Annotated in this window: 25 protein-coding genes; 11 read left to right on the top strand and 14 right to left on the bottom strand. The window is 66.9% G+C overall.

Features of this window, described 5'->3' with window-relative positions; translation table 11 throughout:
- Positions 1–20: 20 nt before the first annotated feature.
- Positions 21–419 carry a response regulator gene (locus tag KY501_RS06990; RefSeq protein ID WP_224361835.1) on the bottom strand — a complete coding sequence of 133 codons (399 nt, stop codon included), beginning with the start codon at positions 417–419 and terminating at the stop codon, positions 21–23.
- 198 nt (positions 420–617) lie between these two features.
- Between KY501_RS06990 and KY501_RS06985 the strand changes: the two genes are divergently transcribed.
- Both KY501_RS06985 and KY501_RS06980 read left to right on the top strand, forming a co-directional pair.
- Positions 618–1,631: a sensor histidine kinase gene (locus KY501_RS06985; protein WP_224361833.1), complete on the top strand. Its 1,014-nt coding sequence runs from the start codon at positions 618–620 to the stop codon at positions 1,629–1,631.
- Positions 1,632–1,705: 74 nt separating this feature from the next.
- Complete coding sequence (locus KY501_RS06980) at positions 1,706–1,948, top strand: twin-arginine translocase TatA/TatE family subunit (protein WP_224361831.1); 243 nt, start codon at positions 1,706–1,708, stop codon at positions 1,946–1,948.
- 158 nt (positions 1,949–2,106) lie between these two features.
- Here the strand turns inward: KY501_RS06980 and KY501_RS06975 are convergent, their stop codons facing one another.
- The 5 genes from KY501_RS06975 to KY501_RS06955 form a co-directional block, all read right to left on the bottom strand.
- Positions 2,107–3,975: an AMP-dependent synthetase/ligase gene (locus tag KY501_RS06975; RefSeq protein ID WP_224361829.1), complete on the bottom strand. Its 1,869-nt coding sequence runs from the start codon at positions 3,973–3,975 to the stop codon at positions 2,107–2,109.
- A gap of 243 nt (positions 3,976–4,218) precedes the next feature.
- On the bottom strand, positions 4,219–4,971 hold the full coding sequence (locus KY501_RS06970) for a sigma-70 family RNA polymerase sigma factor (protein WP_224361828.1): 753 nt from the start codon (positions 4,969–4,971) through the stop codon (positions 4,219–4,221).
- Positions 4,972–5,151: 180 nt separating this feature from the next.
- Positions 5,152–6,582 carry an FAD-binding oxidoreductase gene (locus tag KY501_RS06965; protein WP_224361826.1) on the bottom strand — a complete coding sequence of 477 codons (1,431 nt, stop codon included), beginning with the start codon at positions 6,580–6,582 and terminating at the stop codon, positions 5,152–5,154.
- Entirely contained in the window at positions 6,579–7,136 is a 558-nt protein-coding gene (folE, locus tag KY501_RS06960; protein WP_224361825.1) for a GTP cyclohydrolase I, read from the bottom strand. The genes KY501_RS06965 and folE overlap by 4 nt, the downstream gene beginning before the upstream one ends.
- Before the next feature lie 98 nt (positions 7,137–7,234).
- Entirely contained in the window at positions 7,235–7,579 is a 345-nt protein-coding gene (locus KY501_RS06955; protein ID WP_224361824.1) for a Rieske (2Fe-2S) protein, read from the bottom strand.
- A gap of 147 nt (positions 7,580–7,726) precedes the next feature.
- Between KY501_RS06955 and KY501_RS06950 the strand changes: the two genes are divergently transcribed.
- From KY501_RS06950 to KY501_RS06925, 6 genes are all read left to right on the top strand, one after another.
- Entirely contained in the window at positions 7,727–8,149 is a 423-nt protein-coding gene (locus KY501_RS06950; protein ID WP_224361823.1) for a hypothetical protein, read from the top strand.
- 66 nt (positions 8,150–8,215) lie between these two features.
- Entirely contained in the window at positions 8,216–9,565 is a 1,350-nt protein-coding gene (locus KY501_RS06945; protein ID WP_224361822.1) for a zinc-regulated TonB-dependent outer membrane receptor, read from the top strand.
- A gap of 24 nt (positions 9,566–9,589) precedes the next feature.
- Positions 9,590–10,513: a metal ABC transporter substrate-binding protein gene (locus KY501_RS06940; protein WP_224361821.1), complete on the top strand. Its 924-nt coding sequence runs from the start codon at positions 9,590–9,592 to the stop codon at positions 10,511–10,513.
- Between the two features lie 2 nt (positions 10,514–10,515).
- Complete coding sequence (locus KY501_RS06935) at positions 10,516–11,361, top strand: hypothetical protein (RefSeq protein ID WP_224361820.1); 846 nt, start codon at positions 10,516–10,518, stop codon at positions 11,359–11,361.
- Complete coding sequence (locus tag KY501_RS06930; protein WP_224361818.1) at positions 11,348–12,157, top strand: metal ABC transporter ATP-binding protein; 810 nt, start codon at positions 11,348–11,350, stop codon at positions 12,155–12,157. Before KY501_RS06935 ends, KY501_RS06930 begins: the two co-directional genes overlap by 14 nt.
- Positions 12,138–13,010: a metal ABC transporter permease gene (locus KY501_RS06925; protein ID WP_224361816.1), complete on the top strand. Its 873-nt coding sequence runs from the start codon at positions 12,138–12,140 to the stop codon at positions 13,008–13,010. Before KY501_RS06930 ends, KY501_RS06925 begins: the two co-directional genes overlap by 20 nt.
- A gap of 40 nt (positions 13,011–13,050) precedes the next feature.
- Here KY501_RS06925 and KY501_RS06920 read toward each other — a convergent pair whose 3' ends face one another.
- The 6 genes from KY501_RS06920 to KY501_RS06895 form a co-directional block, all read right to left on the bottom strand.
- On the bottom strand, positions 13,051–14,775 hold the full coding sequence (locus KY501_RS06920) for a hypothetical protein (RefSeq protein WP_224361815.1): 1,725 nt from the start codon (positions 14,773–14,775) through the stop codon (positions 13,051–13,053).
- Between the two features lie 9 nt (positions 14,776–14,784).
- A complete protein-coding gene (locus KY501_RS06915; protein WP_224361814.1) occupies positions 14,785–15,390 on the bottom strand; it encodes a hypothetical protein in 606 nt (201 codons plus the stop codon).
- Between the two features lie 10 nt (positions 15,391–15,400).
- Positions 15,401–15,778: a hypothetical protein gene (locus KY501_RS06910; protein WP_224361813.1), complete on the bottom strand. Its 378-nt coding sequence runs from the start codon at positions 15,776–15,778 to the stop codon at positions 15,401–15,403.
- A 111-nt stretch (positions 15,779–15,889) separates the two neighbouring features.
- The gene (locus tag KY501_RS06905; RefSeq protein ID WP_224361812.1) at positions 15,890–16,372 is read right to left on the bottom strand and encodes a hypothetical protein; all 483 of its coding nucleotides are present in this window, start codon (positions 16,370–16,372) and stop codon (positions 15,890–15,892) included.
- A 290-nt stretch (positions 16,373–16,662) separates the two neighbouring features.
- Positions 16,663–17,103, bottom strand: a complete 441-nt coding sequence (locus KY501_RS06900) for a hypothetical protein (RefSeq protein WP_224361811.1) — start codon at positions 17,101–17,103, stop codon at positions 16,663–16,665.
- Positions 17,104–17,234: 131 nt separating this feature from the next.
- Positions 17,235–17,828, bottom strand: coding sequence for a 2-hydroxychromene-2-carboxylate isomerase (locus tag KY501_RS06895; RefSeq protein WP_224361810.1), 594 nt, complete (start codon positions 17,826–17,828; stop codon positions 17,235–17,237).
- 20 nt (positions 17,829–17,848) lie between these two features.
- On the opposite strand from KY501_RS06895, the gene KY501_RS06890 reads away from it, so the two are divergent.
- Together KY501_RS06890 and KY501_RS06885 are read left to right on the top strand one after the other, a co-directional pair.
- Positions 17,849–19,321, top strand: a complete 1,473-nt coding sequence (locus KY501_RS06890) for a hypothetical protein (protein WP_224361809.1) — start codon at positions 17,849–17,851, stop codon at positions 19,319–19,321.
- 137 nt (positions 19,322–19,458) lie between these two features.
- A complete protein-coding gene (locus tag KY501_RS06885) occupies positions 19,459–20,169 on the top strand; it encodes a Bax inhibitor-1/YccA family protein (protein WP_224361808.1) in 711 nt (236 codons plus the stop codon).
- 63 nt (positions 20,170–20,232) lie between these two features.
- Here KY501_RS06885 and KY501_RS06880 read toward each other — a convergent pair whose 3' ends face one another.
- Together KY501_RS06880 and KY501_RS06875 are read right to left on the bottom strand one after the other, a co-directional pair.
- Positions 20,233–21,852: a B12-binding domain-containing radical SAM protein gene (locus KY501_RS06880; RefSeq protein WP_224361807.1), complete on the bottom strand. Its 1,620-nt coding sequence runs from the start codon at positions 21,850–21,852 to the stop codon at positions 20,233–20,235.
- An 18-nt stretch (positions 21,853–21,870) separates the two neighbouring features.
- Positions 21,871–22,233 carry a (2Fe-2S) ferredoxin domain-containing protein gene (locus KY501_RS06875; protein WP_224361806.1) on the bottom strand — a complete coding sequence of 121 codons (363 nt, stop codon included), beginning with the start codon at positions 22,231–22,233 and terminating at the stop codon, positions 21,871–21,873.
- 551 nt (positions 22,234–22,784) lie between these two features.
- Between KY501_RS06875 and KY501_RS06870 the strand changes: the two genes are divergently transcribed.
- Positions 22,785–25,559 (top strand): vitamin B12-dependent ribonucleotide reductase, encoded by a 2,775-nt coding sequence (locus KY501_RS06870; protein WP_224361805.1) that lies wholly within the window; start codon positions 22,785–22,787, stop codon positions 25,557–25,559.
- Positions 25,560–25,578 lie beyond the last annotated feature (19 nt).

The raw sequence follows: 25,578 nt of genomic DNA, 5'->3' as shown, positions 1-25,578 counted from the left end.
AGTGTCCGCACCGAGGGAGGTCAAGCCCGAGGAGGCTCCTTGGTGGGTTGTGGCACCTGGGGTGGCCCCTTGAGCGCGCGACGGACCATCTCGAGCAGATCATTGAGCTCGAACGGCTTGGCCAGGTGACCCACGGCGCCGATGTCCAGTGCCTTGCTGCCCACATTGCGGTCCGCGCTCAGGACGATGAGCGGGATGCTGGAGATGGCCGCCGGCTTCTGGCGCATGCGCTGGGCAAACTCCCAGCCGTCCATCACCGGCATCATCAGGTCCAGCAGGATGAGCTGCGGGGGATCAGGCTCGAGCCGCTCCAACGCCTCCTTGCCATTCCGGGCGCGGCGGATCTCGAAACCCTCGGCCTCGAGGATCTCCGAGAGGGCCTCCAGGATGTCCGGGTCGTCGTCCACGACGAGAATCACGGTCGAACCACTGTGCTGTGTGTTGGGTGGAGCCAGAGAGTCTTCTCCCGAATAGGCAGCAGGGGATTCTCCATCAAATTCAGCCACCTGGGGCGCAAGAAAAAGCGGGTGACGTCCCCCTGCGAACAGGTGCCCGTTGCAAAACCGACAGTCGCTCCCCACCCTTTCCCGTGATCCGTACGATAGGAGGGAGGACTGATGGGCCAGAGGGCGCGAGGAGCAGACGGTGGGGTGGAGGCTCCCGGGCTCGTCCTCCTGCCGCGACAGGGGGCCCCTCGGCTGCTTGGCCCACGGTTGCTCGAACATCTGGGTCTCGAAACACTCCCCCCTGTCCTCGAGTCCGGGGGAGATCTGCTGGAGCAGGCCGGCTTCCACGCTCGGGCCGACGCGGACGACACCTGGGAGCGAGATGGCGTGGCCGTGCGGGCAGGAGAAGTCCCGCTGGAAGATGGGGCGCGGCTGGTGTGGACCTGGCCGGTGAGTACACAGACCGAGGAGGCCACCGGCCGCCGGGTGCGCTACCTGGGGCTGGCCTCGCATGATCTGCGGGGCGCGCTGGCCAACATCCGCTCCTATGCAGCCATGCTCTTGAGCGGCCGGATCCCCCTGGAGCCCAAGGCCCATCGCGGCCTGGAGACCATCCTGCGTAACGCCGACCGGGCGCTGTCCTTCTCGCAGGACTTCTTTGATGCCAGCCGTGCGGAGCTGGGCTCGCTGTCCTTCGAGCGGGAACGGCAGCCGCTCGAGCCCTTGCTCGCCTCAGCTGTCGAGCACCAGCAGTCGGCAGCGAAGACGGCAGGAGTGACGGTGGTGCTGGATGGACAGGCGCCCCTACCGCTGGTGGAGATCGACGGCGGCCGGATCCAGCACGCGGTGGAGGCGTTCGTGCAGCACCAACTGAGCCGCGCCCAGCCGGGTGAGTACATCCACGTGCGCGCCATTCCCGAAGCCTCGGGGGTGCGCATCGAGGTGCGGCGCGAGGGCCTGCCGCTGTCCGAGGAGGACATCCGCCTGATCTTCCGGCACCAGGAGCGGGCCTTCCGGGAGAAGAAGCTGGAGGATCCGCTGCGCATGCACCTGGCGAGGCAGGAGGTGGAGGTGCACGGAGGAAGTGTCGGCGTGGAGACGGATGCGGAGGGAAGCACCCTCTATCTCACCGTGCCGGGAGGCTCCATGCAGGAACTTGCTCCTCCAGCAGCCGCCCAGCCCTGAAAGGCCGTGCAGAGTCACTGGCGAGCCGCCGCTCCGGCCGGTATGCTGGCTCCGGTTACTTCCAGGAGCGGTCAATGGGCGGTCTAAGGATGCCGGAGCTGTTGCTGATCTTCGCGGTGCTGCTGCTGTTCTTCGGCGGCTCGAAGCTGCCACAGCTGGGCGCTTCGCTGGGCAGCGCGATCAAGAACTTCAAGCGCGGCTTCAGCGGCGAGGGCGAGCAGGCCCCCGAGGAGAAGAAGCCCCAGAACGGGACGCTGGCCAGCGCCACCACGGTGGACCAGAACTCCTCGGCCAAGTCGGCCAGCCACCAGGGCTGATACAGCTCCTTATCGGAGCCTTGAACAGGCTTGAACGCCCGACCCGCCTCGTGCTCCGAGGTGAGGCCGGGCGTCGCCGTTTGTGGAGTGGCTCTGTCCCCCACCCTGCCCCCCTCATGATGGAGAGGCCAGGGTGAGGGCCCGGAAGCACGGCCGGCTCAGTCGGAGCTCTTGCCGCCCTCGTACAGCTTGGCGAGGAGCGCCGCGTACTTCTGGCTGCAGAACTTGCGCTTCACCTTGAGCGTCGGCGTGAGCTCACCGCTCTCCTGGGTGAAGTCGTGCTCCATGATCTCGAACTTCTTGAGGGTGCTGTAGGGCGGCTGCTCCTCGTTGACCTTGGAGATGATCTCCTGGACGGCGGTGCGGATCTCGGGACGCTTGCCCAGGTCCGCGTAGGTGCCACCTTCCACGCCCTTGTCCTTGAGCAGCTTGCGCGCGACGTCCTCCGCCACGGTGATGAGCACCACCAGGAAGGGCCGCTGGTCGCCGTAGACCATGGCCTGGCTGACGAGCGGGAACGTCTTGAGCGTGTTCTCGAGGTTCTGCGGCGCCACGTTCTTGCCGCCCGCGGTGACGATGATGTCCTTCTTGCGGTCGGTGATGCGCAGGTAGCCATCCGCGTCCAACTCGCCGATGTCTCCCGTGTGGAACCAACCATCCGGCTCGATGACCTCGGCGGTGGCGGTGGGGTTCTTGTAGTAGCCCTTCATCACGCACGGGCCGCGCACGAGGATCTCGCCATCCGAGGCGATCTTGATCTCGGTGCCCGGGTGCGCGGGGCCCACGGTGCCGATCTTGATCTTCTCCGGCCGGTTGGCGCTGCAGGGCGCGGACGTCTCCGTGAGGCCGTAGCCCTCCAGCACCTTGAAGCCGAGCAGATCGAAGAAGTAGGCGATCTTCCGGGACAGGGGCGCGCCGCCCGAGACGAACAGGCGCATGTTGCCACCGAGCTTCTCGTCCAGCGTGGCGCGCACCTTGCTGAACACCAGCGCCTTGGCCAGCGAGAAGCCCAGCGAGCTGTACTCGCGGCCCTGCATGCGCGCCTCGGTGTACTCGTCAAACAGCTTGAAGGCCCAGCGGAACAGCTTGCCCTTCATGCCCGGCGCCGACGAGCCGTTGGCCACCACGTTGTTGTAGACCTTCTCGAAGACGCGCGGCACCGCCGGCAGCACGGAGGGCTTCGTCTCGATGAGGTTGGGCAGCAGCTTGTCCACCGACTCGGCGATGACCAGGCGGTAGCCCATTCCCAGCCAGGCCGCCTTCACCACCTGCGCGAACACGTGCGCCAGCGGCAGGAACAGCATGACCGAGTCGTTCGGCTCCATCAGGCCGATCTTCTGCGTCGCCTCGGCGTGGTAGGCCCAGTTGCCGTGCGTGAGGATCACGCCCTTGGGATCGCCCGTGGTGCCCGAGGTGTAGACGAAGCCCCAGACGTCATCCTGCTTCACCGCGCGAGCCCGCTCCTCGAAGGCCCCGGGCTGCTCCTTCTCCGCCGCCACGCCCTTGGCCAACAGGTCCGACAGCTTCATCTCCCGATCGCCGGAGGCATCGCCCTCGAAGACGACGATCTTCTGGACGGAGGGACACTCGCCGATCCGCTGACGGATGCGAGACAGCCGCCCCACCTGCTTGGCATCCTTCTCATCACTGTCCACGAAGACGAGCGACGTCTCCGAGTGGTTGAGGATGTAGCGGCACTCGTCCGGGGTGTTGGACGAATAGATGGGCACCGTGACGGCGTGCGCGGCCGAGATGGCCAGATCGCAGACCAGCCACTGCAGCGAGGTGCCGGCAAAGATGGCGACGCGATCACCGGGCTTCACGCCCTGCGCCACCAGCGCCGCGGACAGCGTCTTCACCTGCTGGAGCACCTCGGGCCAGTGGCTCTCCTGCCACTTGCCATCCTTCTTGTAGGTGACAGCAACCTTCGAAGAATCCTTGGCTCGTTCGATCACCAGTTCGACCAGGTTCTTCGTCGCGGTCCCAGTGGAAGGGACGGGCGCCTGCATCTGAATCTCCGCTCTCATTCCAGCTCCTTGGCGATCTTCGCTTGCATGGGTCCTAACTGCCACCAGCAGTCAAAGGGCGAGCAAAATCAAGCGAATGGGCGGCGGTGTTAACATGCGCTCTTGTCCCCCAGCAACCCGACCTGCCATGGCGGGCTGCGTCAAAAGCGAGCAGGCAGGTTCGAAAAAACGAGAAGGGCGGCCCCCGGTCACTGCACCCGGGGTACCGCCCTGCTCGCGGAAGGAGTTGGGAGTTGCCGTCGCTCAGGCCGCGTCAGCAGCCATGTTCTCGGCGTCCTCGTTCTCCTCGTCCTGGTTGAACGCGGAGAGGTAGCGCTCGAGGAAGCTCTTGGTCTTCAGCTCCACCTGGCGCACGCGCTCACGCGACACGCCCCACCGCTGGCCCAGCTCTTCCAGGGTCAGCGGCTTGTCCTGGGTGAGCCGCTCCTGAAGGATGTCCCACCCCAGGTCCCCAATGCGCTTGCGAACCTTGGCGAGCGCCTCCTGCACCTCGACGTTCTGCTCGTGGAACAGGAAGGAGTCCTGCGGAGTCGGACCGGCGTCCTCCAGCCGATCCAGGAACGTCGTCTCCCCCTCCTCATCAATCGAGGCATCCAGGGAGAAGTCCACCATGCTGCCCCGCTCGGACTCACCTCCGCGCACCTGGCTGCGGTTGTCCTTCAGATAGCGGGTGATGTACGCGCGAATCCACCACACGGCATAGGTGGCGAAGCGCACGTTCTTCTTGGGATCGAAGTGCTCGATCGCCTTCATCAGACCGACATTGCCCTCCTGGATGAGGTCATCCAGCCGGGCTCCGCGGTTGGCGAACTTCTTGGCGACCGCTACGACGAACGCCAGGTTGGAAGTTGCCAGGGTCTGCCGAGCGGCCTCCTCGCCCTTGCGAGCGCGTCTCGCCAGATCGTACTCCTGCTCCCGCGTCAGCTGCTGGTGCCCGCCCAGGTGACGCAGGTAGTGCGACAGGCCCTCCGCCGCATACTTCGTCGTATTGGCCATGATTCCCGACCTCCGTTCCGAGATGCTCCGACGCGCTGTGGTCACTCCCGCCCGCGCCGCATGCTTCTAAGACGCGCAACGAGCAAAAGGGTTTCTCATTCCAGTGCGGGAATTTTTTCTCTCGTTAGAGCGTGTCTTTTCACCGCACGCCTCGCCGCGCGTTCCATTGCTACCGTGTCTTTAGAAACGCTCGGGATCGGGAAACATTTTCTCAGGATTGAGAAGGCCTGATGGGTCGAAGAAGGCCTTGAGTCGGCGCTGGAAGTCGAGCACGGCGGGGCTCTGTTCGAGGGCCAAGTAGTCGCGCTTGGCGTGTCCCACTCCATGCTCGCCGGTGATCGTGCCGCCCATCTGCACCGTCATTTCGAGCATGCGTCGGATAGCCGTCTCTACGAGTGGGCGCTGGTGGGGTCCCTCGTAGAGGATGTTGGCGTGGAGGTTCCCGTCGCCCGCATGGCCATACGTGGCCACCATGAGCCCGAGTTCCGCGCCCATTGCTTTGAGTTTCTCGATGATTTCCGGGATGCGTGAGCGAGGAACCGCAATGTCCTCGGAGATCTTGTGAGGCTTGAGCGCGCGCAGGGCCGTGGAGACGACACGCCGGGCGGCCCAGAGCTTCTCGCGCTGATCCTCGCTCTGGGCGACGAGCGTCTGCGTGGCACCCAGGCGCTCGCAGATCTCTCCGGCCTGAGCCAGCTCCGCCAACAGACCGTCCTCCACGTTGCCATCCACCTCGAGGATGACCGCGGAGCCAGCGCCCGGAGGGAAGTGGAAGCCTCGGCCATCCACGGCTTTCAGCGCCACGTCGTCGATGAGCTCCAAGGTGCGCGGCAGGATGCCCGCCGCGAGCACCGCTGTGACGGCACGCGCCGCGGTGAGCACGGAGTCGAAGATGACCAGCGCCGTCATCACATGCCGGGGCTTGGGGATGAGCTGGAGGGTGATCTCCGTGGCCACGCCGAGCGTGCCCTCGGAGCCCACGAAGAGTCCCACGAGATCGTACCCGGCCACTCCTTTGATGGTGCGCCGGCCCACATGGAGGATCTCTCCGCTGGGAAGCACCCACTCCAGACCGATCACATAGTCACGCGTGACTCCGTACTTGAGTGCACGAGGGCCTCCCGCGTTCTCCGCGATGTTTCCACCCATCGTGCAGAACTGCCATGAGTTGGGATCGGGTGGATAGAAGAGCCCCACCTCCTCCACTGCCTTCATGAGGTCGCCGGTGATGACGCCCGGCTCCACCACGGCGGTGAGATCCTCCACGGAGATGGAGCGGATGCGGTTCATGCGCTCCAGGCTCACGGACACGCCGCCGCGCAGGGGCAGTGAGCCTCCGCTCTTGCCGCTGCGCGCCCCGCATGGCGTGAAGGGCACGCCCAGGGACTGGCATGTCTTGAAGACCGCCGACACCTGCGCTGTACTCTCGGGGAAGACAATGATGTCCGGCGGATAGACGCCGCTGTCGGACTCGTCACGGGAGTACTGGGCGCGGGTGTCCTCGTCGCGCCGCACCTGCCCGGGAGACAGCACCTCGAGCAACGCCATCCACGCCCGCTCAAGCCGCTCGGGCTCCACGTGCGGGAACTTCTTCTCCGAGGGCATGCTCATCTCGGCATCCCCAGCCGCGTCCACAGCTCGCGGCGCAAGGCTCCGTCCTTCCGCAGGCGGCCCTCGTAGGCCTCCGCATGCGTGACGGCGTCACGTTGTTTGTCCCCACGCAGGCGCAAGCACGCCTGCTTCGCCTCGATGATGCACGCGGTCGCGGGGCTGCCCAGCACCCGCGCGAGCGAGCGGGCCACCTCCCGGGCGAGATCTTCCTGGAGGATGAGCCGATGGGCGAAGCAGTCCACCAGCGCCGAGAGCCTCCCGAAACCCACCACCTGCTTACCGGGCACGTAGGCTACGTGCGCTCGGCCCTCAAAAGGCAGCAGGTGGTGCGGACACATGGAGTGGAACCGCAGATCCGTCACCACCACCAGTTCGCCCGATGAGTCCGCGGGTGCCGGGAATGTCTCCCCGAGAGCCTCCTCGGGGGTGCAGCCGTAGCCATCGAGGAACTCGCTCACCCAGGCTTCCGTCACGCGCTCGGGAGTTCCAACGAGGTTCGCATCCGTGAGCGGCAAACCGGCGGCGCGCAAGAAGTCCCGGACCGCGGAGGCCATGGCGGCCACATCCGGAACAACAGCAGAGGCGCCTCGAGAAGCGCGGCGGGAGGCTCGGGGGTTTCCCACGGAAGGTGCTCCTTCATTGGCTGAAGACGTCAGGGGGGCGACACCCTACCCGAGAAAGGAGCCACCTGAATCTCCTCTCCCACCACGCGCAGGGCATAGGTGCGAATCCGAGCACCTCGAATCACAGGGCAGAGGCCCGTCCGCACATCGAAAGGCCAGGCATGCAGGGGACAATGCATCACGTACCCCTCCAGATCCCCCTCGGAGAGCGAGCCCTCCCTGTGAGGACAGCGGTCTTGGAAGGCGAACAACTCGCCCTCGATCCGGACGATGGCCACCCGGTCCCCTTCCACCTGCACCACCGTCCGGCCTCTCGCATCAAGGTCCGACAGGTGAGCAACCGGAATGTATTCCCCGGCAGGTTGTCTCTCCACGCGATGCGCTCCAACAGCCGAGGTCTTTGAGTCATCCCATCGAAAAATCGATAGGAATTCCCATCCATGGAGGTGTCACCAGCCCGTCGGCTTGCCTTGACACCTCCGGAGTCCGTCAGTAGAGCATTCAAGTTAACCTATCCCCCGATGATCGACCGCATCGCCACCCTCCGGAGCTTCATCGCGACGCTGCTCGTCGCGCTGTGGGCCGTGCAGCCCGTGGTCGCCGTCGTTCACTCCCGGGAGCATGCGCACCGCTTCTGCCCGGAGCACCAGACCTTCGAGGAGACGGCGCGCGGATCAGGGCAGTGGCAGTCCCGTAGCTCCAGCAGTACGCCCCTGCTCTCCGCCCTTCGCAGGGAGACGGGGGTGGACTCGGTACGCCCCACGCACGAGGCCTGTCCTCTTCAGACGGCCGACACGCGGGGAGATGCCCAGTCCTCGGAAGCGTGGGTGGCGATCTCGGCGTGCCTCGGCACGAGCGTGCTCGCCACAGCGCCGCCTCGCTCCATCACCTCGGTTCCCATCCTCGCCACCGCTCCCAAGCTGTCGCCCCCGGCGCGCTCCTAGCGTCCCGAAGCGATTGCTGTGAGTCGACGCCCGTCTGTCGGGCGTCCGGTTCCGAGGAGTCATTCCGTGCCTTCCCCTTCACGCCGGCCTGCCGGCATCTTCACTGTCGTTCCCTGCCTCTTCTGGTTGTACGCAATCCCTGCCGCCGCTCAGGAATCCACTCCCGACGCCGGCCCGCCACCGTCCGACGCGGGTCCTCCGCCCGCCACGGGTTCCTCCGAAGTGCAACCCAGCGCGGATGATATGGCCGATATCGAGGCTGCTCTCGGTAAGGACAAGGCCGCGGCGGGGACAGAGACCAACCCAGCCCCCGCTCCCGCCAGCTCCGGTGTGGAAGTCTCCACCAGTTCCGTCCGCGTGGGGGCCAACAACCAGTGGCTCGATCTGAGCTTCGTCCTCGACATGGCGCTCGCGGCCTTCACCTCCGACGAGCCCCTGCAGCAGGGCGGGCATGACCCGAACACCAACGGGTTCAATTTCCAGCAACTCGAGCTGAGCGTCCGCAGCGTGGTGGATCCGTACCTCCGCTTCGACAGCAACATCGTCTTCGCCCCCGCGGGTGTGGAGATCGAAGAGGTGTACGTCACCACGCTGGATCTGCCCGCCAACCTGCAGGTCCGCGCCGGCCAGTTCCTCACCCGCTTCGGCCGCCTCAACTCCACGCACCCGCACGCGTGGGACTTCGCCGACCAGCCCTTCGCCATCGGCCGCGTCTTCGGCGGCGAGGGCAACCGGGGCCTGGGGCTCGAGGCATCCTGGCTCACCCCGCTGCCCTGGTACGTGGAGCTGGTGGGCTCCGCCACCGACGCCACCGGCGAGGGCACCGCGCGCAGCTTCCTGGGCGGCGGCGGCGATCGCGTCGTGTCGCCGCTCGACTTCCAGTTCACCGGCGCAGTGAAACAGTTCTTCCCGATCTCGGACGATCTGTCGCTGATGTGGGGCCTGTCCTCGGCCACCGGGCCCAACTCCACGGGCTACCGGAACTACACCAACGTCTTCGGCACCGACATCTATCTCAAGTACCGCCCCACCACCGTGGCCAGCGACACCATCGTCGCCCTGCAGGCGGAGCTGCTCTACCGCCGCCGCCAGGTCCCCAACGACGTGCTCACCGACTACAACGGCTACGCCCAGGTCCTCTGGCGCTTCGCCAAGCGGTGGGCCACGGCCGCGCGCTACGAGTTCGGCACGCCCGCGCATGACCAGGACGGCCATGTCGCCGCCGATCCGCTCGATCCCGAGTGGACCGACACCCGCCAGCGCATCTCCGCCAACGTCACCTTCTGGCCCACCGAGTTCTCCCGGCTGCGCCTGCAGGCCGCTACCGACCGCGCCGGCTGGCGCGACGAGCCCGACTATTCCGTCTTCCTCACCCTCGAAGCCGTGGTGGGCGCGCATGGCGCCCACGCCTTCTGATCCCTTTCCATTGGAGACCTTCCGATGAATTCCTTCCGTTTCGCGGCACTGAGTGCCGCCCTCTGCTGCCTCTTCGCCCTCCCCGCTCGCGCGGACCTCAACGTCGTCACCACCGTGCCGGACCTCGCCGCGCTGACCAAGGCCGTCGGCGGCGACAAGGCCACGGTGACGACGCTGTCCCTGCCCACGCAGGATCCCCACTTCGTCGATGCCAAGCCCAACCTCGCCCTCGCGCTCAACAAGGCGGATCTCCTCGTCGTCGTGGGCCTGGATCTGGAGATCGGCTGGTTGCCCACGCTGCAGCTCGGCGCACGCAACGCGAAGATCCAGTCCGGCAACCCCGGCTACCTCGACGCTTCCCAGTTCGTGAAGGTGCTCGAAGCCCCCACCGTCAAGGTCGACCGCAGCCAGGGTGACGTGCACCCCGGTGGCAATCCGCACTACCTCCATGATCCCCGGGCAGCCGTAGCCGTGGCCCGCGGCATCCAGGAGCGCCTGGCACAGCTCGATCCGAAGAACGCCGCCACCTATCAGGCCAACCTGGCGCAGTTCACCAAGAGCGTGGAGGCCGCTCAGGCCGACTGGGAGAAGCGCCTGGCCGCGCTGCGCGGCGTGCCCGTCATCTCGTACCACAAGACGACGGCCTACCTCGGGGACTGGCTGGGCTTCGAGACCATCGCGTACCTCGAGCCCAAGCCGGGCATCCCGCCCACGCCCTCGCACGTGGCCCAGGTGCTCGCCCAGGGCCGGCAGCGCAAGGCGCGCCTCGTCGTCCAGGAGGAGTACTACCCGGACTCCACCTCCAAGCTCGTGGCCTCGAAGATCCCCGCGGGCCTCGTCATCCTCCCCAGCGGCGCGAACTTCCGCGACGGAGAGACGTACGTCCAGCGCATGGAGCGGCTCGTGAAGGCAATCGAGCAGGGCCTCGCGGCCAGCAAGGGGGGCTGATCATGCGCGTCCATCTCCTCCTTCCCCTGTTGCTCTCCACAGGCTGCGCATGGGAGGCCGGCGAGGGCTTCGCCGTGCTCGAGCCTTCCGTCCGCGCCGAGTACACGCCGATCTCCTCTCGCGACGCCGGCAACGGTTACCAGCGCCTCAGCTCCGATTACCAGGTGCGCTTGACGACCGCGCAGGCTCGGCTGGAGCGCATCGAGCTGCTCGGCAGCGCGAGCGCCAGTGGCCCCAGCACCTTCGATCCGGCCAACCCACCTCCGGGCTACACCATCTGCCACAACGGGCACTGCGATCGGGAAGACGGCGCGCTCGTCCCCTATGACGAGGTCGAGGCCGAGCTTTCCGGCGGAGGCGCCACGGCCTCCACCGTCGCCAGCCTGCCTGTGGGTGACGTGGATCTGCTGGCCCCGGAGACCCGCACACCCGCGTGCGAGCCGGACTGCGAGCTGCCTCGCACCAACCTCTCCCGCGCCAAATGGACGGTGACATCCCTGCGCCTCGAAGGCACCGTGCGAGATGGACGAGCCACTCCCCGCTTCAGCGGCGAGCGCCCCTTCCGTCTTGAGCTGACGACCTCCGGCCCCCATGCCGATCCCGTCGCGGTGCTCACCGGAGCGCTCGATGTCCCCTCGGACCGGGAACATGATCCGCGCGTGCTGCTCGCGCTGGGGCTCCAGCTGACACCCGCGGTCTTCGATCCCCTGGACTGGGCAGCGGCGACGCCCGATCCGAATGGCACCGTAGACCTGAGCTCCCCTGCCAACGACGCCGTGCGAGCCGAGCTCCTCGAGAGCCTCTCCGAGCAGTCCCCCCAGACGGAGGTCCAGCGTGAAGCCCGATGAATCCGTCTCGCCTCCTGAAGCCCCTGTTCCAGCTCGGACCACCGAGCTGCTCCTGAGCTGCGAGGAACTGGCCGTCGGCTTTGGCGAGACGCCCTTGCTGCCGGCCTTCAACCTCCAGATCCACCGCGGCAGCTTCGTGTCCGTGGTGGGTCGCAACGGCTCGGGCAAGAGCACCTGGTTCAAGACGCTGCTGGGCATGCAGCCCCCGGTGTCCGGCCGCGTCGTGAAGAACAAGCCCGATCTGCGGTGCTCCTACGTCCCGCAGACGGTGGGCATCGACTCCGTGCTGCCCATGCGCCCCAAGGAGATGGTCCTCTGGGGACGGCTCGTGGGGTGGAACTTCCTCAACCCCTTCGCCTCACGCCAGGACCGGAAGATCGCGGATGCGGCGCTCGACACCGCGGGCGCACGTGAGTTCGCCAATCGTCCCTACCGCGAGCTGTCCGAGGGACAGAAGCAACGCTCGTTGCTGGCCCGGGTGATCGCCAGCGAAGCGGACCTCGTTCTGCTCGACGAGCCCACCGCCGCCATGGATGCCGTGGCCGAGAAGGAGACCATGAAGCGCCTGGTCCGCCTGGCGCGCGAGCGGAACATGGCCGTGGTGGTGGTGAGCCACGACCTGACGCTGGCCGCTGAGCACGCCGACACCATGGTCTTCCTCGACCGGGAGACACCGTCCGTCATCGTTGGCGACTCGAAGACCGTCTTTTGCCACCCCTCCTTCCGCCACCAGTACGGAGACGAGTACTGCGCTCGCGCACAAACAGGAACCCACCTTGGACACGTCCACGGTTGACCCCTCGAAGTGGGAGCAGTTCCAGGCCAGCTTCGATCTCTTCCGAGATCCCATCCTGTGCGCCCTCATCGCCGGGGGCGTGCTCGGCTTCCTGAGCGTCTACGTGGTGCTGCGGCGCATGGTGTTCGTCAGCGCCGCCACCACCCACGCGGCCGGCCTGGGCGTGGCGCTCGCGTTCTTCGCGGAGATCCACCTGGGCTTCCAGGTGGACCCGACGCTGGGCGCCACCACCCTATCCCTGGCGGCCACGATGCTGCTGATGACGGACCCCTCCCGCCTCAAGCTCACTCGCGAGAGCCTGCTGGGTCTGGCCTTCGCATTCGCCGGTGGCGCGGCCGTGCTGGTAGGAGACCGCATCGCGCAAGAGGCCCATGACATCCAAGGCATCCTCTTCGGCACCGCGGTGCTGGTGACGCCCGAGCAGCTCGCCCACGTGGCCATCGTCGGTGGGCTCGTCATGATCGTGCACCTGTGGTGGTACCGAGGCCTCACCTTCGCCAGCTTCGACCGGATTGGCGCGGGCGTGCAGGGGCTTCCCGTGCGGCTGCTGGACGCGGTGGTGATGGTGTCCATCGGCGTCATGGTGGGCGTGTCGGCCCGAGCGCTGGGTTCACTCCCTGTGTTCGCCTTCTCCACCCTGTCGGCCATCGCCGCGCTGATCCTGGATCTGAGGCTGGGGTGGACGTTCCTGATCGCCACGTTGGCCGGGTGCATCTCCGGGGTGGGCGGCTATCTGTTCGCCTTCTTCTATGACTACCCCGTTGGCGGCTCGCAGACGGTGCTCTCCAGCCTCCTGGTGCTGCTGGCCATGCTCATCCACGAGCTGCGCAGGCTGCTCGATCCCACCCGCTGAAAGGACGGGACCGGTTTCTCGCTGGGAACAATCCCGGGGCTCACCCCGAGACCCTCCTTCGAGCCCGGAGGGTCCGGGGCTCCTCCTCCTCCGTGCTCGGCCCTGCGCCGACCACGCTCAGGTGGCGTCCACGCCCGGCCATGAACACCCGCGCCCGCTGTAGCTCAGGCAGGTGAGAGTCCGCCTGGCGCCAGCACTCGAGGAAGGCCGTGAAGTCCGACAGGGCCTCGGAGTAGCGGCCCAGCGCCACCTGGGCCTCCGCCACCAGCAGACGCGCATGGCCGCTCGCGGGCCGCTCCGACACCAGCTCACGTGCCAACTCCAGCGCCTTCGCCTCCCGCCCGAAGCGCATGCGCACACGGGCCAGCGTCTCCCTCGCGGACCGGGAGAATGGCGTGGGCCCCGCCGTGCGCAGGCGTCGCTCCAGGCGAATGGCCCGGATGAGGGTCGCCTCCGCCCGGGCAGGGTCACCTCGACGGGCATCCAGTGCGCCGCGCAGTTCGTCCGCAGCCACCTCCACCACTCGCGCCACGTCGCGAGGACACAGGCGAGCCCCTTCGACCCGGCGCGCGTCGACCAGCGACCGCTGCAGCGCATCGAGCGCATCGCATGCCCGCTCCGTCTCCACGAGCCGCCCGGCCTCCAAGGCACTCAGCCCTCGGGTGTAGAAGCGGCAGCCCTCGAGCAGACCTCGCTCGGCGACAGGAGCCTCCGCCGCAGCCTCTCCGTGCACCTCCGCCGCCGCTCGGCAGAAGCCAAAGCGCAGGTGCAGGCTCGAGAGAGTGCTCGCCGCCAGCAGCGCCGCCTGCCCGTCCCCGGTCGCCTCCACACGGCCTCGGAAGCGGCGTGCCCAGGCCTGACCCTCCTTGTACTGCCCCGCCTCGGCGCAGGCGGACACCAGGAACCGCATCGCCTCGGCAGCGAACGGCGCCGCGCTCACCGGCAGCGACTCCTGAGCGAGCCAGGCATCATCCGTCTCCACCGCGAGTTGGAGTGCCTCACGCGCCTGCTGCGTGAGCCCGATCCGCTGCAGCAGCCGCCCCGCCCCCAGCAGGTACGGGCTGACCTTCTCGGAGAGCTCCAGCAGCCACAGCGCGCTCTCCTTCGCGGCTTCAGGCCGGCGGCTTCCCATCATGGCGGACACCCAGGCGAGGTGGACGCCCTCATGGAGCGGGTGCGTGCGCAGCAGATCTCTCAGGAGCGTCTGCGCATACGGCTGACCCGCGGCAGGCCGCCCATCGGCCTCGTACCCCTCCAGCAGGAAGCCCGCGAGCAGCAACCGCGCCTCCGCGTCGTCGGGATGGCAGTCGATGAGACACTCCATCTCCCGCACGAAGGCGAGGCGCCCATTGGCGGGCCCCTTGTCGGCCAGCAGGCTCGCCGCGACGATGTAGCGCTGCTCCAGATCCGTCGCCCCCTCGCAGAGCGCGAGCGCCTTGCGAACAGCCTCGGAGCGGTCCGCGGCGAACCGGCCTCCCGCACCACGAGCAAGGGCCAGTCCCCACCACGCCATCGCGAGGCTCGGATCCTGCCGAGACGCTTCCGCGAAGGCCCGCCGTGCCTCGGCTCCCCACCCCATGTGCAGCAAACGCAGACCTTGATCGAAGTACGCCTGCGCGAGCGGAACTCGCGTGGACACCGGCAGGTGGGCCTGCCCCAGACCTTCGCGCAGCGGCGGCGTGGGGAGCTCGGAGTCCGGGACATCCTCCCACGCACTCCGGGAAAAGAGCGGGGAGCCATCGATTCGCAGCAATCGAGCCAACATGCGGTCCTCTCAAGCCCCAACGGCAGGGGCGATGAAGTCGTTCAAAGCGAGTTCGAGGAGGCGGGTGCGCGAGGAGAGCCGCCACCACGCAGCGGCCAGCTCCTCGGCGGCCACAGGAGGCGCCTTGCGGCGCTGCGCGAGACACTCGCGGCGCCACGAGAGGCCTACCTCTTTCACCACCCACTCCTCATATCGGGCGAGCCACTCCGCCAGCGTCACCACGGCGGCCCGGCAACGCCGCTGCTGGCCATCCGTGCTGGGAGGCTGGGCGCCCCCCAGGGCCTCCGCTTCGAAGACGGGCCAAGCCACTCGGGACACGTCCACCAGAAGGGGGGTGAAGCCCTCCCGGCGAATGAAGGTGGCCTCGCCGCCGTCGTGGCACAGCACTCCAAAGGCCCAGAGCTCGACGCCCCCGCCTCCCGAGAAAGAGGCGCTGTACACGCTGCTCCCGCGCTGACCCTCGGGTGGGCGCTCGCGGGTCAACCCCCGCCGCAGCAGGAGATTGCCCTCCGGGTGGTTCACATCCCTCCCGAGGCACCACATCGTCGTCTCGAACAGGCGCTCCGCGTCGCGGCGGAGCTCCAAGGAAAGCATGGGTGGCAGGGGCGTGCTCATGGCCGGGCCCTCAGCTCGCCTTGGGCTTGACGCCCTGGCGGTGCCGGACATCCCCGAAGAGGGTGGCGTGCGTGACGGGCTTCCCGCCCTCCTTCGCGAGCACGGCATTCACCGCGCGCACGATCTTCCCTCGCACGCGGGGAGGCAGCGGCTGATCGGCGAGCGCCGCTCGAAGCTGCTGCGCGCTCACGCCCCGCCCACTCCGAGGCTTGGCGATGCCGAGCTCCGCATAGGACTTGGCCTGCGTATCCTTGTCGTGCCGCTTCGCCCAGCGCTTGTGGACCAGCCCGGCATCCTCCTCCGAGTGAGCCTCGAGTTGCGCCGACAGGCGTGTGAGGGCCTTCGTGTCGATCTGCTTGTCATTCAGGAACTGTTGGAAGCTGCCCATCTTCATCTCCAGGAGAACTGCAAGGAGAGGCAGGCCCGGGCCCACCCCTCGGTTGCGAGAGGGAAGCCGGATGCCCCCCACCTCGGTTACAGCCGTGCTTCGCTCACGAACTCAGTCTTCGTGGTCGTGCCCGCCCGCCTCCTCGATGACGAGCGAGACGGAGGTCGCGGTGGTGGGCCCGAAGGTGAAGGTCTGCGTGCCCACGGCCAGCGGCACCGTGAACCGGCCCTTGATGTCGGAGCACTCGGTGGAGCTCTTGGCGCTCTCCTCGAACGCGATCGTCTGGCCGTTGGCGTCCTTGACGGTCACCGGAACATCCGCGTTGGTGAAGAGGATGTAGTCGATGGCCTCCGACACGGCGAAGGACACGGACCCGCCCTTCCCGCCCGTGACATCAATCAGCGAGATGTCGTAGCGGCGGTGATCGTTGCTCACCGCGGGCGCGCCCGTAGCGGAGGCCGTCGCGGTGACCGGAGTCGAGGGGCCCTTCTGCAGGTGCTCGCACCCCTCCGAGTCGATGCTCTCCTCTTCTTCTCCACAACCCACGGACAGCGACGCGAACAGCAGGACAGCGGACAACAGCTTCATCTTCATGATGTGTGACTCCACGGGTAGGACTGCGGTACGGCATCAGCGCGCAAGGGAGCACCGCGCTCCTGAGGCAGGAGCGTTGGCACACGACTCGCGACAAGCGACAAAGGGAGAGGAATGGCGGGAGCGCTCACGCGAGGCGGAAGCCCACGCGCGCCGGAAGCTCACGTCAGCCGAGGGTGACACACGCGGCGTGGCTCACGTGCAGGGAGCGCCACGAGCGTGCGACGGCGGCAGCCGGATCCCTCCCGCACGGCGCACAGGTGCCGCACGGCGGACGTGCTCCGAGTGGCTCAGACGAGTGGCGGAGAAGACTTGGGTGCGAGCCGGAGCCGGGCTACGGGCTCTGGGACGAGCTGCTCCAGCGAGGGAGTCGTCCGAACCTCGGCCACCTTCTCTGGCGCGAGCAGGATGCTGGCCGAGGGAGCCAGCCCTTCCCGGCGCAGGAAGGCGTGCGTGCAGTGAGCCTCGGCGCCGTGGGAGAGCGTGACGCCCTGGCTCGACCGGGCAACGCGCTCGTCGGTGAAGGCGACCTCCACCTCCGCGGGCTGCGCGATGGCCCGGAGCTCATCGACGTGGATGACCTCACCATGCTCCAGGCACGTGGAGTGCTGGACGAGGGCGAAGTGCACCGCGCTGCCCAGGTACACCACCGCACACAGTGCCACGAACGGCAGCGCCAACAGGCGCGTCCGAGCGGCACTCCGCAGCGGGGGATGGGCAGGGAAGCTCACGTCCACGAATTCCTAAATGAACAGCAGTTGCGTTTGTAAGCCAGGTCCAGGGGCGGTGCAAGACCGGAGGTGGATCTTTCCACCCGGCGCACTCCATCGCACTCGCGCTCGCGGTGCGTCCGGCTCGGGCCTCACCCCGCGCGCAGTGCGCGCTCCACGAACATCAGCCGGTCGTTCCCGAAGAACATCTCCTCCCCCACGAAGAACAACGGGGCACCGAAGGCGCCGCGCGCAATAGCCTCCTCGGTGTTGCGGCGCAGGGCATCCTTGATGTCCTGGGTCTCGGCGCGAGCCTGGGCTTTCTCCGCATCCAGCCCCACCGAGTGCAGGACCTCCGCGATCACCGCCGGATCGTTGAGATCCCGACCGTCGGCGAAGGCCGCGCGGTACACGGCGTGTGAAAACGCGGCGATCTTCCCCTCCTCCGCCGCCACCAATCCAAGCCTGTTGACCTTCAACGAGTTGAAGGGAAAGTTGGACGGCATCTGGAACGGCGGCAGGCCCAGGTAGCTCGTCCAGTCCTGGAGATCCTTGACCAGATAAGTCGCCTTGCTCGCAACGGTGACGGGTGACACGTTCCCCGCAGCCTTGAAAACAGCGCCCAAGAGAAACACACGCCACCGAAGCTCTGCTCCAGTACGCTTTGCCACTTCTTCCACCTGGGTGGAAGCGAGGTAGGAGTAGACGCTGGCGTAGTCGAAGAAGAATTCGAGTGTCTTGGCCATGGGAATGAGGATCTATCCCTGTGAATGAACTTTTAGAAGTGCTGCGGTTCCAGGCGCCCAAGTTTGGCGCCGAGCTGGCCCGGACGGCCTACCAGCGAGGCCTGGCAGTCACCCAGAAGGATGGCACCACGCGCCCCATCCCCGTCACCGCCACCCCCGTCATCCTCGACGCCGCCGAGATCCGCCGCCGCGGCGAATTGGCCGCACGGTTGGGCTCGGCCACGCTGAAGATGTCCGACGCGGTGCTCAACGGCGGCTCCAGCGAAGTGCTGCTCGGGGCGCTTTCTCCCCTCGAGCGCGCCATCTGCGAGCGCACCTGGAAACAGGTCTCCCGGCTGGCTACCACCCGGGTGGATCTCTTCGTGAACACCGCGGGCCAGCCGCGGGCCCTGGAGATCAACACCACCATCCCCGCGATGCAGGGGTATTCGGACATCGCGGCGCGCACCTTCATCGAGGTGGTGGCGCGCCACTTCGGCTACCCCGAGAAGGCCATCCACGCGCTGCTCACGCTCAATGGGAGCAACGCCCTGGCGCTCTACCGCGCCCTGCTGGACGGGTATGCGGCCGAGCGCGGCGGGAAGATGCCGGACACCATCGCCCTGCTCTGCCGCCGCAACGATTCACAGATCACCGAGCTGCGCTACCTGGCCGAGCGCTTCCGGGAGTACGGCGCGGATGCGGACGTCGTCCACCCGGACGAGGTGTCTGGCGATGACGCCTTCATCGTGAACGGCAAGAAGTACGACCTGGTCTACCGCCACCTCTTCGTGCGGCGGCTGGAGGAGACTCCGTCGCCTTGGATGGAGGACTTCCTGGGGACGGTGCCGGGCAAGAAGGCCGTCTTCCTCAATCCGCCCACCTCGCAGATGGAGGTGAAGACCACGTTCGCCCTGCTCTCCCAGGCCGTGGCCGATCCCGATCTCGCCGACGGAGCAGGACTGAGCCCCGACGAGTTGGAGGCCATCCGCGCCTGCGTACCCTGGACGCGGCGCTTCCGACGCGGGCCCGGCGTGGGGCCCGGTGGCGAGAAGCTGGAGGATCTGGTGGCTGCCGTCGTCGCCGAGCCCCACCGCTTCGTCATCAAGCGCGCCTGGGACTACGGTGGCAAGGCCGTGTTCCTCGGCCGCTCCGTGGGCAGCGTCCCCTACAACGAGCGCGCCCAGGCGCTCTACGGCGGCCCGCTCACGTGGGCGGAGCTGTGCGAGCGCGCCATCACGGACACCACCGGCGGTGGCTACGTGGTGCAGGAGGTTGTCGATACCACTCCCGAGGACCACCTCGTCTGCACCGAGACCGGCGTACTGCCCTCGTCGTTCTTCGTGGATTACTCCGCCTACGCCTCGGTGGGGCTGTCGAAGCAGCCCGCTTGGGGCGGCGTGTGCCGTGGCTCCATGGGCGAGATCGTCAACATCATGGGTGGCGGCGGCGTGCTGCCCCTCATCACCTCCGAAGTCGCCCACAAGCTGCTGATGGCTTGGAAGGCCATCTGAGCCACGAATTCCACGCGCAGCAGGACAGACAGGGATGGCGCTCGCTCGACAGCGGATGGCGCGTCAACTCTCTCTTCACGCTATAAAGGAAGGGCATCGCCGGGGTCTTCCCGGCGCTCGAAAGGAAGAAGCTCACCATGGCCTGGGAAACCAACGGCTGGCAGACGACCTCCCCAGAGGAGCTCAACGCCGCCCAGATTCAGGAGTCTCGGCGTGCGTTCATGTCGCGCGTCTACGGCTGGATGTTCGCCGGCCTGTTCATCACCGGCGCAATGGCAGTGTACACCGCCAGCAGCCGGGCAAGGTGGGAGCTGGCCCTCTCGTGGAGCATTCCGCTGCTGCTAGCGGAGTTGGGCCTGGTGTTCGCGCTCTCGTTCGCGGCGCCCAGGCTGTCGGGCCCGGTGGCCGGAGTGATGTTCGTCGCCTACGCGGCGCTCACGGGCGTGACGATGTCCGTCTACTTGCTCGCGTACACCGAGGGATCCGTCGGCCAGGCCTTCCTCCTGACGGGCGGCATCTTCGGCGCGATGAGCCTCTACGGCACGTTCACCAAGAAGGACCTGAGCGGCTGGTCCGCCTTCCTCTTCATGGGCCTCATCGGCGTCATCGTCGCGGGCGTGATCAACATCTTCCTGCAGAACGACATGATGGCCTTCGTCACCTCCTGCGCCTGCGTCGTCATCTTCTCGGGGCTGACTGCCTACGACACGCAGAAGCTGCGCGAGGTACACGCCAATCACGGCTACAGCTCCGCCGCCACAGTGAGCATCGTGGGCGCGCTCATGCTGTACCTGGACTTCATCAACCTGTTCATCGCCCTGATCCGGCTGCTCGGCCGCCGCCGCTAACAGGCGCAGTCTCGCGGGCCACTCACACAGTTTCTTGGGTGGCCCGCTCCCGCCGGTCCATGCTCAATCCGGCAGGGTGACTTTCTCCGAGATGGAGCCGATCGCCTCGGCTGCTCTCGCCCGGGTCTCCGAGTTGGCCCATTGTCGCAGGCTGCTTCCCAGCGCCTCCTTCGTGGCCACGACCGCCGACCGGCACAGCTCCCACAGCTCCTGCTCCGGGCGCTCCTCCGAGACACGCTCGTAGAGGGACTCCAGGTACTCGACGAAACAGCGGTTCTTCGCCGGCAGGATCGCCGGGAAGTCCGGCTGCAAAAGCTGGTCGTCGAAGTTGTGGAACACGAACTCGCTGACCGGCCACAGGTGGAACAGGTACTTCCACGCCCAGTCCCGGAAGACGCGGACCCGCGCATCCGGAAAGCGCCACGGCGTCCGGCTGTTCTTGTCCGGCGCGTGCCCGTATTCCTGGATGTACTCCTGCTCCAACTGCGTCCCCGCATAGGGGATCAGCTCGTTGAAGTTGTGCATGTGGAGGTAGGCGTTGTCCGCCGCCACCTCGCGCAACCCCTCGATGTTCTCCCGGACCTCCTGCAGCGTCGTTCCCCCATCGAACACCAGGAACCCGAACTGGGTGAGGATCCCCAGCTCCTTGAGCGTGTGCAGCGCCTTCTTGTTGGTGACGGCCGAGGTGCCCTTCTGCCATCGGCGCAGCGCGGACTCGGAGAACGACTCGATGCCGATATAGACCCGGTTCAGCCCCGCGGCCTTCAGCTTGAGGAACACGCCCCGCTCGACGTTGTCGGCGCGATCCTGCAGGGAGAACCGCACCCGGATCCCTCGGCGGATGATCTCGTCGGCGATCTTCTCGGCTCGCTCGAAGCGGTCCGCTCGGAACCCGATGAAGATGTTGTCGATGAACCACACCTCGTGATCCGGATGGCGCGCCGCCAGCTGCTCCAGCTCATCCACCAGATGGTTCGGCGGACGACCGATCCATCCCGTGTGACGAACGTCGCAGAACGTGCACCCGGCGTTGCAGCCCCGGCTCGCCTCGAGCTGGATCACTCCTCCCTTTCCGAGGATGCCCGGCAGCTGATCGCGATCCGGAAAAGGCAGCCGCTCCAGCTCCTCGATGCGCCGCCGCCGCCGATGAAAGACCGGGGTGCCCTGATCCAGGTACGCCAGCCCGTGGAGCCCGCGCCACTCCCTTCCCGCAGCCAACACATCCGCCAGTTCGAGGAAGGTCTGCTCACCCTCTCCTCGGCAGATGCTGTCGAAGCGACCGGCCCCGCGCTCCAGCAGCCCCTTCCAGTCCGACGAGGTGTAGAGGCCACCGAGCACGATGTGCGTCCGCGGCAGCCTCTCCTTGATCAGCCTGGCGAGCTTGAAGGCGAAGTTCCGGTGCCACTGGTAGACGAGCGAGATGCCAACCAGGAAGGGCTGGTGCTCGTCGGTCAGCGCCGCCACGGCCTCCGCGGAGAGCGTGCCGATCAGCGGGTTGATGACGACGACCTTCCACGGTCTGCCCTGTGACTCCAGGAACGCCTTGAGGTAGCCCAGCGCCAGGGACTCGCCGAGCTTCACCTCATCGAAGTCTTCCGAGTACGCATCGAAGTCTTCCGTGTACTCGTCCGTCTTGGAGCCGCCGGTGACTGCTTTGATCAGGACGATCGTTCTGGCTTCCATCCCCGGGGACTCCGCCCATCATTCCGATACGGGCTTCACCGCCGCCTGGGCCTGCGGCTCCTTCTTCTTGAACATCAGCAGCCGCTCCACCGGACGCCCACCGATGAGGTGCTCCTCGACGATGGTGGGCACATCCTCCAGCTTCACGCCGCCGTACCAGACTCCTTCCGGATAGACGACGACCGAGGGCCCGAAGGCGCAGGTGTCCAGACAGCCCGCGGCGTTCGCGCGCATCTGGCCCTTGATGCCGCGCTTCTCCAGCTCCGTCTTGAAGGCAGCCCTCAGTTCCTCGCTGCCCTTGGAGGCACAGCAGCCCTTGGGGTGGCCGTCGGGACGGCGGTTCGTGCACACAAAGATGTGGCGCTGGAATGGAGGAGCCATGACGTTCTCCTCCTAACGCACACCCTGTCCGAAAGCGACCACCGCCTGCGCCCTCCCCCTCCCTGCTGCCTGTCGGGCCACTAGCCAGCGGTCGGATCCATGCGCAGACTCACAGCAAATATCTGCTTGTGATCAGACTCAGCTCCCACTGTGACCATACATGACTCGCCATCTCAATACCTTCCACGCGACGCATCTTGATTTCGGGCGCTCACCGGCTCTAGAACCGCGCGCCCTGCCGGCCACGTCCGGCTGCAGTTCCGGCGAGCAGGGAGTGGTAGCAACACAGGCGAACCCACCACATATTGTGGGTAGTACAGCGAGGGACACAGGATATGGAGTTCGTGTTCTGGACCGGAGGGGTTGCCCTCGAAGGCACTCCTCCCGCCGCCTGGGTGTTGCGCTGCTGTCCGAGCAATCCCCTCCCCGCTGAGTCGGCGCCCTTCCTCGCCGACCGGTAGGTTCCTCAGAGATCTCGCGGGGTTGAGGATTCTGCAAAGTTTTGCATCCACACTTTCAGTGAAATCGCGCGCAGTACCGGAGGTCGGTCCATGGAGAAGGATCTGGTCGTTTCGAAGCCGGCGGTGAATGGGAAGAAGGCGGCGAAGAAAGCGAAGGGCACCACCGGGCTGACGGTGAAGCGCGTCTTCACGACGCCGGGCGTGGATCCGGCGGACGAGCTGGCCTGGGAGTACCGCTCCGCGGGAATCACCGGTGAGGACGGGCGGATCGTCTTCGAGCAGAAGCAGATCGAGGTCCCCAAGTCCTGGTCCATGCTGGCCACCGTGGTCGTGGCCTCGAAGTACTTCCGGGGCGCGCCCGGCACTCCCGAGCGGGAGACCAGCGTGCGCAAGCTGGTGGCGCGCGTGGTGGACACGATCACCTCCTGGGGCGTGGAGGGCAGCTACTTCGCGGCGGAGGCGGACCGCGACGCCTTCCACGCGGAACTCACCCACCTGCTGCTGCGGCAGAAGGCGTCGTTCAACTCGCCCGTCTGGTTCAACGTGGGCGTCGAACCGCACCCGCAGTGCTCGGCGTGCTTCATCAACTCCGTGGAAGACCACATGGAGTCCATCCTCACGCTGGCCAAGACGGAGGGCATGCTCTTCAAGTACGGCTCGGGCACGGGCACCAACCTGTCCTCCCTGCGTGCCAGCCGGGAATTGCTGGCCGGTGGTGGCACCGCGTCCGGCCCGGTGTCCTTCATGAAGGGCTTCGACGCGTTCGCCGGCGTCATCAAGAGCGGCGGCAAGACGCGGCGCGCGGCGAAGATGGTCATCCTCAACGCCGAGCACCCGGACGTACTGGACTTCATCCGCTGCAAGTCGCTGGAGGAGAAGAAGGCCTGGGCGCTCATCGAGGCCGGGTACGATCCGTCCTTCAACGGCGAGGCGTACACCTCCGTGTTCTTCCAGAACTCGAACAACTCGGTGCGAGTGACGGACGAGTTCATGAAGGCGGTGGAGAGCGACGGGGCGTGGACGACGCGCGCGGTGCGCGATGGCCGGCCCATGGACACCTTCCGGGCGCGCGAGCTGTTCCGCGAGATCGCCGAGGCCGCGCACCTGTGCGGCGACCCGGGCATGCAGTTCGACTCCACGGTGAACGCCTGGCACACGTGCTCGGCCACCGCGCGCATCAATGCGTCCAACCCCTGCTCCGAGTACATGTTCCTGGATGACTCGGCGTGCAATCTGGGCTCGCTGAACCTGATGCACTTCCGCACCATCGATGGCGAGTTCGACGTCTCCGCCTTCAAGCACGCGGTGGACGTGATGCTGCTGGCGATGGAGATCATCGTCGGCTTCTCCAAGTACCCCACGGAGAAGATCACCAAGAACAGCCACGAGTACCGCCCTCTGGGACTGGGCTTCGCCAACCTGGGTGCGCTGCTGATGGCCACGGGCCTGCCGTATGACTCTTCCGAGGGCCGCAACTACGCGGGCGCGATCACCTCGCTGATGTGCGGGCAGGCGTATGCGGCGAGCGCGCGCATCGCCGAACGTCAGGGCACCTTCTCCGGCTACGCGAAGAACGCCGAGCCCATGCTGGGCGTCATCCGCAAGCACCGCAAGGCGGCCTACCAACTGGCCTCCCAGGGCGTGAGCACGGAGCTGTATGCGGCACAGAAGGCGGCGTGGGACGATGCGCTCGCGTTGGGCGCCGAGCATGGCTTCCGCAACAGCCAGGTGACGGTGCTGGCGCCCACGGGGACCATCGGCTTCATGATGGACTGCGACACCACGGGCATCGAGCCGGACATCGCGCTCATCAAGTACAAGAAGCTGGTGGGCGGCGGCATGCTGAAGATCGTCAACCAGACGGTGCCGCTCGCACTGGAGAAGCTGGGTTATCCGCAGACGCAGGCGCAGGACATCATCGGGTATCTGGACAAGCAGGAGACCATTGAAGGCGCTCCGCACCTCAAGTCCGAGCACCTGCCCGTGTTCGACTGTGCCTTCAAGCCCGCCAAGGGACAGCGGAGCATCTGCTGGATGGGCCACATCCAGATGATGGAGGCGTGCCAGCCGTTCCTCTCGGGGGCGATCTCGAAGACGGTGAACATGCCTTCCAACGCCACGGTGGAGGACATCGAGAAGGCGTACATGGAAGCGTGGAAGCGCGGGCTGAAGGCCATCGCCGTGTACCGCGACGGGTGCAAGCGGACGCAGCCGCTGAACACCTCGAAGGAACAGGTGAAGGACACGAAGGTGGCGGCCCCCGTGGCGGTGGAGATCGCTCCCGCGGTGAAGCCTGAACCGAAGGCGGTGCGGCGGCGCCTGCCGGACGAGCGGCAGTCCATCACGCACAAGTTCTCCATCGGCGGGCACGAGGGCTACCTGACGGTGGGCATGTACGAGGATGGCACTCCGGGCGAACTCTTCATCGTCATGGCGAAGGAAGGCTCGGTGGTGAGCGGGTTGATGGACAGCTTCGCCACCTCCGTGTCGCTGGCGCTCCAGTACGGCGTGCCGCTGCAGGTGTTGACGGACAAGTTCTGCCACACCCGCTTCGAGCCGAGCGGCTTCACGGGCAACCCGGCCATCCCGATCGCCAAGTCGATCACCGACTACATCTTCCGGTGGCTGGAGCTGAAGTTCCTGCCGAAGCAGCTCGTGGACGAGGCCGAGGTGGCCATCGAGTCGAAGCCCAGCACGGCGAAGGTGGACCCGGCCGTCGCGCAGCTCCCGGTGGTGACGGCGCCGAAGAGCACCTGGCTCAACCAGGCGGACGCCCCGCCCTGCCACACCTGCGGCGCGATCATGGTGCGCAGCGGCGCCTGCTACAAGTGCTCCAACTGCGGCGCCACCAGTGGCTGCAGCTGAACCGACTGTGAGCGCGTGA

Origin of the sequence: Hyalangium versicolor (assembly GCF_020103695.1) — a bacterium.
GTDB classification, from domain to species: Bacteria; Myxococcota; Myxococcia; order Myxococcales; family Myxococcaceae; genus Hyalangium; species Hyalangium versicolor.
The sequence above is the reverse complement of the archived record's forward strand: the minus strand, read 5'-3'. Positions and strand labels throughout refer to the sequence as shown.